This is a genomic window from Chamaesiphon polymorphus CCALA 037 (assembly GCF_003003845.1).
GTDB classification, from domain to species: Bacteria; Cyanobacteriota; Cyanobacteriia; order Cyanobacteriales; family Chamaesiphonaceae; genus Chamaesiphon; species Chamaesiphon polymorphus.
Window position 1 is genome coordinate 1 of sequence record NZ_PVWO01000207.1, and the last position, 9521, is coordinate 9521.

General features: G+C 45.0%; 9 protein-coding genes. 4 read left to right on the forward strand and 5 right to left on the reverse strand.

Translation table 11 applies throughout. The features are described from left to right. The 3 genes from C7B77_RS15965 to C7B77_RS15975 all read left to right on the forward strand — a co-directional run. On the forward strand, positions 1 to 3336 hold a 3336-nt coding region (locus C7B77_RS15965; RefSeq protein ID WP_106306768.1), incomplete at its 5' end, for a non-ribosomal peptide synthetase. After that, positions 3314 to 4621: an MFS transporter gene (locus C7B77_RS15970; RefSeq protein ID WP_106306771.1), complete on the forward strand. Its 1308-nt coding sequence runs from the start codon at positions 3314 to 3316 to the stop codon at positions 4619 to 4621. The genes C7B77_RS15965 and C7B77_RS15970, both read left to right, overlap by 23 nt. Positions 4622 to 4959: 338 nt before the next feature. Next, positions 4960 to 5847 carry a cupin-like domain-containing protein gene (locus tag C7B77_RS15975; RefSeq protein ID WP_106306774.1) on the forward strand — a complete coding sequence of 296 codons (888 nt, stop codon included), beginning with the start codon at positions 4960 to 4962 and terminating at the stop codon, positions 5845 to 5847. Between the two features lie 87 nt (positions 5848 to 5934). Here the strand turns inward: C7B77_RS15975 and C7B77_RS15980 are convergent, their stop codons facing one another. The 4 genes from C7B77_RS15980 to C7B77_RS15995 all read right to left on the reverse strand — a co-directional run bounded on the left by C7B77_RS15980 (position 5935) and on the right by C7B77_RS15995 (position 8021). Further along, positions 5935 to 6084 (reverse strand): hypothetical protein, encoded by a 150-nt coding sequence (locus C7B77_RS15980; RefSeq protein WP_219892171.1) that lies wholly within the window; start codon positions 6082 to 6084, stop codon positions 5935 to 5937. Between the two features lie 4 nt (positions 6085 to 6088). Then, positions 6089 to 6646, reverse strand: coding sequence for an MMPL family transporter (locus C7B77_RS15985; RefSeq protein WP_106306777.1), 558 nt, complete (start codon positions 6644 to 6646; stop codon positions 6089 to 6091). A 279-nt stretch (positions 6647 to 6925) separates the two neighbouring features. Further along, positions 6926 to 7222, reverse strand: coding sequence for an ArsR/SmtB family transcription factor (locus C7B77_RS15990; protein ID WP_219892172.1), 297 nt, complete (start codon positions 7220 to 7222; stop codon positions 6926 to 6928). 220 nt (positions 7223 to 7442) lie between these two features. Next, a complete protein-coding gene (locus C7B77_RS15995) occupies positions 7443 to 8021 on the reverse strand; it encodes an NmrA family NAD(P)-binding protein (protein ID WP_146138351.1) in 579 nt (192 codons plus the stop codon). Between the two features lie 60 nt (positions 8022 to 8081). Here C7B77_RS15995 and C7B77_RS16000 point away from each other — a divergent pair, with 60 nt between their 5' ends. After that, on the forward strand, positions 8082 to 8891 hold the full coding sequence (locus C7B77_RS16000; RefSeq protein ID WP_245894227.1) for an ISL3 family transposase: 810 nt from the start codon (positions 8082 to 8084) through the stop codon (positions 8889 to 8891). A gap of 266 nt (positions 8892 to 9157) precedes the next feature. On the opposite strand, the gene C7B77_RS30055 is transcribed toward C7B77_RS16000, so the two are convergent. Continuing rightward, the gene (locus tag C7B77_RS30055; protein ID WP_181243884.1) at positions 9158 to 9331 is read right to left on the reverse strand and encodes a hypothetical protein; all 174 of its coding nucleotides are present in this window, start codon (positions 9329 to 9331) and stop codon (positions 9158 to 9160) included. Between the last annotated feature and the right edge of the window lie 190 nt (positions 9332 to 9521).

Consider the following 9521-nt stretch of genomic DNA (forward strand, 5'->3'; position numbering starts at 1 on the left):
GCATTGTCGCGACAGACAGGTAGTACGCTATTTATGACCTTGATGGCCGCCTTTGCCACCTTACTCTATCGTTACAGCGGGGAGTCGGATGTGGTCATTGGTTCTCCCATTGCCAATCGCAACCGCAGTGAAATCGAGCCACTAATTGGCTTTTTTGTAAATACCTTAGTCTTGAGAACCAAATTAGAGGCAGAGCTGAGCTTTGAGCAATTACTCAAGCAGGTACGAGCAAATACACTTACAGCTTACGAACATCAAGATGTTCCCTTTGAACAAATTGTCGAAGCATTGCAACCTCAACGCTCGATGAGTCATTCCCCTCTGTTTCAGGTGATGTTTGTCTTGCAAAATACGCCCATGAGTGATGCTGAATTACCGGGAGTGAGGTTGAGTGGGTTAAATGCTCAGAGCACGATTGCCAAGTTCGATTTAACCCTATCGATGAGTGAAAGTTTGATGGGATTGGAGTGTGAATGGGAATACAACACCGACTTGTTTGATAAGTCAACCATCGAGCGAATGGCGAGTCATTTTGAGAACTTGTTGGCAGCGATCGTCGCAAATCCCCAGCAGCCAGTGAGTAAATTATCCTTACTGAGTGCGACAGAACGCCAGCAATTACTGTTTGACTGGAACGATACTCAGACAGATTATCCCAAAGATAAATGTGTCCATCAGTTGTTTGAAGAGCAAGTAGTAAAAACGCCCGATGCAGTTGCCGTAGTATTCAATCGACAGGAATTAACATATCGACAGTTAAACGAACGCGCCAATCAGCTAGCGCATTACCTGCAAACTTTGGGGGTCAAACCTGAAGTGCTGGTGGGGATTTGTGTCGATCGTTCGCTAGAGATGATAGTGGGATTGTTGGGGATTCTCAAGGCGGGTGGAGCATATGTTCCCTTAGACCCCAGTTATCCAGCAGAACGCTTGAGTTATATCATGGCTGATGCGGGGATAGAAGTATTGTTAACACAAGAAAACTTGTTGTCAGTTCTGCCGTTAGATTGTGCTCAGATGGTCTGCTGGGATCGGAATTGGGAGACAATCGAGCAGCATTGTCAGGACAATCCGATGACAGATGTCAGTGCAGATAATTTGGCTTATGTCATCTACACTTCTGGTTCCACTGGAGAACCTAAAGGGGTGTCTGTGGCTCATCGAGGGGTAAACCGTCTGATCGTCAACACGAATTACATTAATCTCCAAGAACAAGATGTAGTTGGGTTGGCATCAAACTTTTCCTTCGATGCTGTCACGTTTGAGATTTGGGGAGCATTAGTACATGGTGCGAAGTTAGTGGGGATCGAGCGGGATGTGATGTTATCGCCCCATCAGTTAGCTAACTCGCTCCAATCGCAAAAAATTAGCACGTTATTTGTAACCACTGCCTTATTCAATCAAATTGCTAATGTTGTGCCATCAGCATTCAATTCATTGCAGAACCTGATGTTTGGGGGAGAAGCTGTCGATGTGTCGGCCATCAAAGCAGTACTAAAGAATCAGCCACCACAGCGATTGCTCCATGTTTATGGCCCGACAGAAAGTACGACCTTCAGTACCTGGTACTTGGTGTCGGATGTTCTGGAGGAAGCTAAAACTATTCCGATCGGTCGTCCCATTGCCAACACGCAAGTTTACATCCTCGACCCACAACTACAACCAGTACCAATTGGGGTAGCCGGAGAACTCCACATCGGCGGCGATGGATTGGCCAGAGGCTACTTGAATCGTCCCGAATTAACTCAAGCAAAATTCATTGACAATCCATTCGCATCAGACAGCTCGGCAAGGTTGTATAAGACTGGCGATTTAGCACGTTACTTACCTGACGGCAATATTGAATTCTTGGGACGGCTCGACCATCAAGTCAAAATTCGGGGCTTCCGAATTGAGTTGGGGGAAATTGAAGCAGTGTTAAGCAATCATCCCCATGTTCTACAAGCAGTCGCGATCGCCACCACAGATCCGGCGGGAAACCAACGATTAGTAGCTTATGTAGTCAATGAGGAGGAAACCCTCAGCACTCAACAACTACGGGAATTCCTCCAACAGCAACTCCCTGCCTACATGGTGCCATCTACTTTTATCGTCCTCGACACCCTCCCATTAACCCCCAATGGCAAAGTAGACCGGAAGGCTCTACCCGCACCAGATGGTGATATCGAGCGATCTCGAAAACATGTAGCTCCTCGGACAGAGATCGAACAAATCCTAGCCAATATCTGGCAAGAACTGCTGCTTGTTGAACGAGTCAGTATCCACGACAATTTCTTTGAATTGGGTGGACATTCTTTACTCGCTGTCCAGTTAGTATCCCAGATTGAAAAGCAATTTTCGCTCCATTTACCGCTAGCTACTTTGTTCCAAAGCTCCACCATCGAGCAACTGGCAATTTCGATCGGTACCGATCTAGCTACTGACAAACTTTGGTCTCCCTTAGTACCTATTCAACCGAAAGGTTCATTACCACCTTTTTTCTGTGTCGCAGGCGCAGGCGGAAATGTGATGTACTTTCACGAATTATCACAATATCTTGGCAAAGATCGACCCTTCTATGGTTTACAGGCACAGGGTCTTGATGGTGAAACACCACCGCTTGAAAGTGTTGAAGAAATAGCCAGCCAATATATTGAAGCAATTGAGACAGTTGAGCAAGTCGGTCCTTACTTCTTGGGCGGTCATTCCTTTGGGGGTAAAGTTGCTTTTGAAATGGCTCAACAATTACAACGCAAAGGACAAATGGTATATTTGACGATTTTAGATACTACTGCACCAGTTTCTCAACCCGCTCGTCAAGACGACGATCGTTCTAATTGGGATAGTGCTCAGTGGATATCTGCGGTTGCTAGCATAGTTGAAGAACTGATCGGAGAAAATTTAGCAATATCTTATGAAGATATATCCGATCTCACACCAGATGAACAATTCAGTTATTTCAAACAACAGTTAGAAATGGTTGGCTTTTTGCCACCACAAACAGATATCAAGTTAGTTCGTGGTCTCTTACAAGTTTATCGAGTTCAAAGTCAAACTGATTATGTACCACTTAATACTGCACCGATTCCAATTACTCTGTTCCGTGCTCGAGATATCGGTTCTGAAGAGGAAAATTCTACGAATTTAGAACAGGAAAACCCCTTAGATAAAGATCCAGCCTGGGGTTGGAATCAGTTTTCTGATGGAGTAGTAGACATCCATACTGTTCCAGGCAGTCATATCTCAATGTTGAACAAACCTCATGTCCAGATCCTCGCTCAACACCTCCAAAAATCCCTAGACAAAGCACAGAAACATCAATTGGAAACACTAAATGCTAAAACAACTGAAAAGTGAAGGGATGTCAATTTTTACGCTTGTCTGGCTGGGTCAACTAGTCTCGATCTTAGGCTCTAGCCTCAGCAGCTTTGCTATGGATGTGTGGGTTTATCAACGGAATGGTTCAGTTACCGAGCTATCCTTTCTGATCCTATTCACTACCCTTCCCATGGTAATAGTTTCTCCCTTTGCAGGTGTATTAGTAGATCGTTGGGATCGTCGGTGGGTGATGATTATCAGCGATACAGGTGCAGCGTTAAGTACCTCGATCGTGGCTTTATTACTGATGAGCGGACAAATTCAAACCTGGCACATCTGCCTAGCAACTGCGGTAAGTTCCAGCTTCAGTGCCTTCCAATCTCCGGCTTATAGTGCTGCCACAACCTTGCTCGTCCCCAAACAAAATTTAGGCCGAGCCGTTGGAATGATTGGGTTTGCTGGAGCCATTGGACAACTCATTTCGCCAATGCTGAGTGGGATATTACTGGAAATTATCCAAATATCGGGGATTTTTCTCCTGGACTTAGGCAGTTTTGTCTTTTCCGCAATTGTGCTGCTCTTAGTCCGTTTTCCTCGCCACCAAGCTCAAGAAAAGCAGCAACATCATCAACTTCCACTACTCAAAGAAGTTTTTAGTGGCTTCAATTATCTGACCGCTCATGGTGGATTAGTAGGATTGTTATTCTTTTTAGCTATCAGTGCTTTTTTGGTGGGAATTATTCAGTTACTTGCCTATCCGCTAGCTCTCTCTTTTGCTTCGTCGGCTCAACTGGGGATCGCTTTAGGCGTTGGTGGTATGGGCGCGATCGTCGGCAGTATCTTGATGGGTAGCTGGGGTAATGGAAGACAAGACTATATCAAGATTCTATTATGCTCGATGCTACTCAATGGATTTTCCCTGATAGTTGTAGGTTCCACTCCTAACATTATCGTGTTCGGTGTAAGTGCTTTTCTGTATTTTCTGGGAATCCCATTTATCAACGGTTCAGTTCAAGTGATTTTACAAAAAAAAGTCCCACTCAACATCCAGGGAAAAGTGTTCTCTCTGACTACTGCTGTGAGTGGCTTATGTTTACCGCTAGCTATTCTGATTGCTGGACCGTTAGCCGATCGCATCTTTGAACCACTGATGAAACCCAATGGACTCTTAGCTGGAACGATCGGTCGAGCGATCGGGACGGGATCGGGTCGCGGCATTGGTTTGATGTTTATGATCTTGGGTGGATTAAATATATTAGTAACGATTATTGCTTATCAGTATGCGCCCTTAAGGTTAGTAGAAAGTGAATTACCCGATTATTAGATGATACTAAAACAATTGACATTTAATAGTTGAGCATGTTCTGCTGTTTCTGACTGGCTAGAACTAATTTACCTTGTAAAGCAACAAGTCTAATGTTTAATATATGTAATTAATTTTGCTTGACTACTTATCGAAGACAAACTATACTTCTGACATCTAATTTTGTTAAAATACTCAAGACTCGATCGCTAAATAAAACTTTTGCCAAGCATGATTTCGGCTGGATAAGATCGAATTTTTGTCAATTGACTAGCTCAGACTACCTGTAGTTCCGAACTGAAGCAGGCTTAAAGTTATAAATCAACTACAAAAGATCACAAACAGGAGATAAAGTGTAAATGATTGACAAATTTGTAACAGAAAAAACAACTGTTGAGAAAGTAGCTAACTTATCCGATCGAGAATTTGTCAGTTGCTATCTCGATCGCTTGCAACCCGTTGTAATTACTGATGCCATTTCAAGCTGGAAGGCATTTTCAACCTGGACTCCTAAATTTTTGCAGCAAACTTATGGCTCAAAACAAGTAACTGTTGACGATCGAAGCTATCAACTACTAGATTTTATCGATTTAGTGCTAACTTCAACTAAATCTCACCCTTGTTCATATCTTAATGTCGATATTCCAGGATTATTCCCCGAACTTTTGCCAGATATTTCTCCCTCTTTACTTTACCCTCAGCATAATTGGTTGTTGAATCCGATGCTTTACATCCCTTCAGTAGATTCAGTCAAACAGCAAAATGGTTTTTTGACGTTGCTAATTGCTGGTGAAGGAACGAGGTTTCCGGTTTTACACTTCGATCATTTTCATTTACATGCTTTTATTATGCAGATATACGGGGACAAAGAATTTACTCTTTTCCCACCTCATCAATCGGAATATCTTTATCCACTCGATCGATATTCAAATCAATCTTTTATTCCTGATGTCGATCGACCAGATCTAAATCGGTTCCCACTATTTGCCAAAGCAGTTCCTATCAAAGTAATTCTCAAGCCAGGCGAAACAATCTTTATGCCTAGTGGTTGGTGGCATACAACCAGGATGCTGACTCCCTCAATTGCCGTCACTAGTAATTCCCTTAGTAGCTCGAACTGGGATAAATTTAGCCAAGACTTGACTCGCGAGAGTGCAAAAAATTCTTTGACTTCTACAAACAAAGAATCTGATATTTCTGCCTACTTAAATGAGCTTGGAATACTCTTAGCCCAATCTGTGAAATAGTGAGCGGGGGATTGGTTGGTTGTGTTAGGGTAGGTTCGATCGAGCGGAAGATTAGCTTGAGTGTTGTGATGGTGCGAACGATCGCTGCTATGGCAAGATCGTTCGCCGAACGAAAAAGCGATCGGGAATTCTAGTTTCCTGCCCTGGTGTCAGGCGATGGCGGATCTGGGACTCAGTGACCCACAGCTCGCGTCCTGCCAAAGTTAGATTGACGGGTGACTTTAGCCCTGTTAGCAACGTCTCAATGGGTTTTGGAGCGGTTCCAGGTGCAAAAACCTGGATGCGTAAGCAAAATATTCGCAGATTGGTCGTTGACGATCGCGCCTGAAATTACCGCCAGATGAATCAAACCCCACGCCACGAAATCCGTACAGATTGCCACAACAAAGGGAATGAGCCAGAAAATCGGGCTACGGTAAATTAGAACCAGAAGTAGCAAAATCAAGCCGGATGTTGCCAGGAAAGTTGTGCCCTCGATCGCATCAAACACCATTTCCAAATCGGCTCGATTTCCAGCAGGCCCACTCACTTTGACGCTAAGTCCCGTTGGAGATGTTGTCGTTCTTTTGCAGAGTTCCTGCACGGCTTCAACCAAAACTGCCGATCGCTCCAGCGCATCGATCGGTGCAATCAGAAAGCCTGCCCGACCGTCTTGAGACAATTTTGGAGCCTTAATGGGTTGTGTTGCCGTAGGTGGATTGAGATTGACATTGGTACGAAATCGATCGACCCAATCGCGATCGCTTTGAGTCAACCCCGTTTTCCCTGGCAAAGACAACCACCGCAGGCGACACGGCACCCGATGGAAATTTTTTCATCAACGTTGCAACTTGAGTTGATTCTGCACTCTTGGGCAAATAACTAATCGGATCGTCACGCAATACACGATCTAGATTCACTGCCAATGGAAAGGTTAGGGCTATAATCCCAATCCAGAGGGCAAGAATTGCAAATTTGCATCGATGCCCTGCTGCGATTGCAAGTAAGGAAAAAGGCAAACGTCGATCTTCAGGTTCAACCATCATTCTCATATCAAGTAAATACGTTTAAACTCATTTACTAAGTAAAGCAAAAAATTTTAGCGATCGTCAGACTTGATGTAACTTTCCGGGATGTCTGCCAATGTTCGCAGTTCGCCCACAATGTATGGTTTATCTACCCAGTAAAACACTTCTTGACCGACTTTTTCGCTCTTGACGATTCCGGCATCCTTCAAAACTTTGAGATGGTGGGAAATTGCAGGACGACTGAGCTTGAACTGTGCTGCAACTTCCCCCACATTCAGGCGAGCGCCACGCAGTACGAACAAAATTTGCAAGCGGATCGGATCGCCGATCGCTGTCAAGAAGGTAGCTACTGCGTTTTGGTCGAGCAATTGCAGGTATGGTAAATAGGTTTAATTGCATTAACGCATTTAGATATCGATACGTCAGGGTGAAGCATGTCATCAACCTTTTTTTGACTGAAGTATCGTGTTGTCCTTGACGCAAGGACAACACGATACTTGCCCAATGCGGCGCGAACCAGCTATTTCAAGTTATTAAAGTGAATTGCAGTAAGTTCTCTCACTTATTAATTGTAGCGACCTGCAATAGTCAGTCCCGCTGCCACTGTGCCGCTGTCTCCTCAGCGAAGGCGCGGTAGGTGCGAAGCGGTCGATCGAGCATTGCAACGAGGCGATCCACAGCTCCTGGCATCGGTAAGACTCCAATTTTTTGCCAAGCCTCTAACATCAGCTTCAGGTCGTAAGCCATCTCAGCCGATAGGTAAACACCAAGCTGTTTCGCATAGGCATCGAGATCGTCACCCACGTAGGCAATCGGTTTGCCGAGCACATCAGTCCAGATTGCCGCGATCGCATCTGCCGTGAGGATTTCTGGCCCAGAAATGTCAATGAGATCGCGTGGCAATCGTTCGCTTGCGCGTTCTCGCTTGAGCAGTTCGATCGCCGCTACCTCAGCGATATCACGAATGTCAACCATTGCCGCACCAACCGAGCCGATCGGTATCGCATAGATCCCTTGCAAAAGCGCATCTTTAGTCGCTGCGTCGTTCTGAAAAAAATAGTTTGGTCGCAGGATAGTCGCGGGCAGATCCATCGTCTCAATCATCCGCTCAGCGGCGAACTTGGCGGCAGCGTGCGGCACGTCCACGAGTGTAGGGCAACCGCACATGTTTCGTAACAATGACTTAGCACTAGGAGGTGATAAGGAGGCTGTGAGTAATATGAAAATATGACCACACAATTTCTTCAATGCCTACTGCCTGGTGTCAATCTACTACGATTAGAACACGAGGAAATCGACACAGACCAACATCACCTTACTGTGAACGTATCCTCAACCCAAACATTAGCCCAGTGCCCACTACGTGCTAACCCAACTACACGCATCCATAGCCGCTACCAACGAACATTAGCAAACTTGCCCTGTGTCAACTACAGTTTGACTTTAGTGATGCAAGTATGTAAGTTCTTTTGTGATAATTCAGGCTGCATTCGCCGGATCTGCACCGAATGGATACCGGAAGTAACCAAGCCTTGGGCAAGAAAGACACAGAGATTGGGTCAAAAACTCCAGATAATTGGGTTAGCATTGGGTGGCGCAGCAGGTGCGCGGCTCTGTCCTCAAATTGGCATTGTGGCTTGCGGGAGTACGCTGTTGAATCACCTCAAACAGCTATCCCTACCAGAATTTGCGGTACCCAAAATTTTGGGGGTAGATGATTTTGCCTTTTGCAAAGGTCAGCGATACGGCACCATCTTAGTCGATTTAGAACTCAATCAACCGATTGCCTTGCTAGCAGACCGGAAAGTGGAGACATTGACAAACTGGTTAATTCAACATCCTGGAGTAGAAATACTCTCACGCGATCGCTCGAAGACTCACAAAAGTGCGATGGACAAAGGAGCACCAGCAGCCATCCAAGTAGCTGACAGATTTCACTTGGTGCAAAACTTAGAAGAAACCCTAGAAAAAGTCCTCAGCAGCGTCAATGAGTTAAAAGCAGTCGAGCTGGCAGATGTATGGACGTGCCGGACTTGAGTAACTCACCAAACGTTTTATTCTAACCCTGTAACTGGTCTTTTTCTATCGATCGACCACTTTCACCAAAAGCTCGGAAGAACCCTAACCACTTGACATTTAACAATATCTTAAAGGTCGCTGATTCTGGCGATCGAATAAGCTTAACAGTTCAAGGTCATCGGCAAGGTTGCTTGGTGCAACGCACGCTGAGGAGACCTCAGCGCGTAGGGCGAAGCCCCGCCAAAGGCGTATGCATCCGCTTTTTTAAAAGCCAAACGGCTGTCCTAATGATGTCTCCCAATTGCTTTGGCAATCTTGCTGATGCTCGGTGCCTTATCTTGTTTGAGCCAATAGAGTACCTGGAGCCTTTCCTTGACTATCGGCTGTCTGGCTTGATTTAATCTTGCGGTTATTTCATCTAAGCTCTCTGTGATGATAATTGAGGTTACTCCTGCCATCTCTATCTCTCCCCTCTTCCATTCCTACTTTTAGCCGATTTGTCATCCCTTCAATTTAAATTAGTATCATAACTTCTTACTTCCGCAAATAAATTTCTATATTCGCTACAATATCGATTGTTACCTCTACATTTTCCTCGTGAGTGAGAATGGCAGTCGGGGATAAAACTTTGAGGTACAATATGCCATC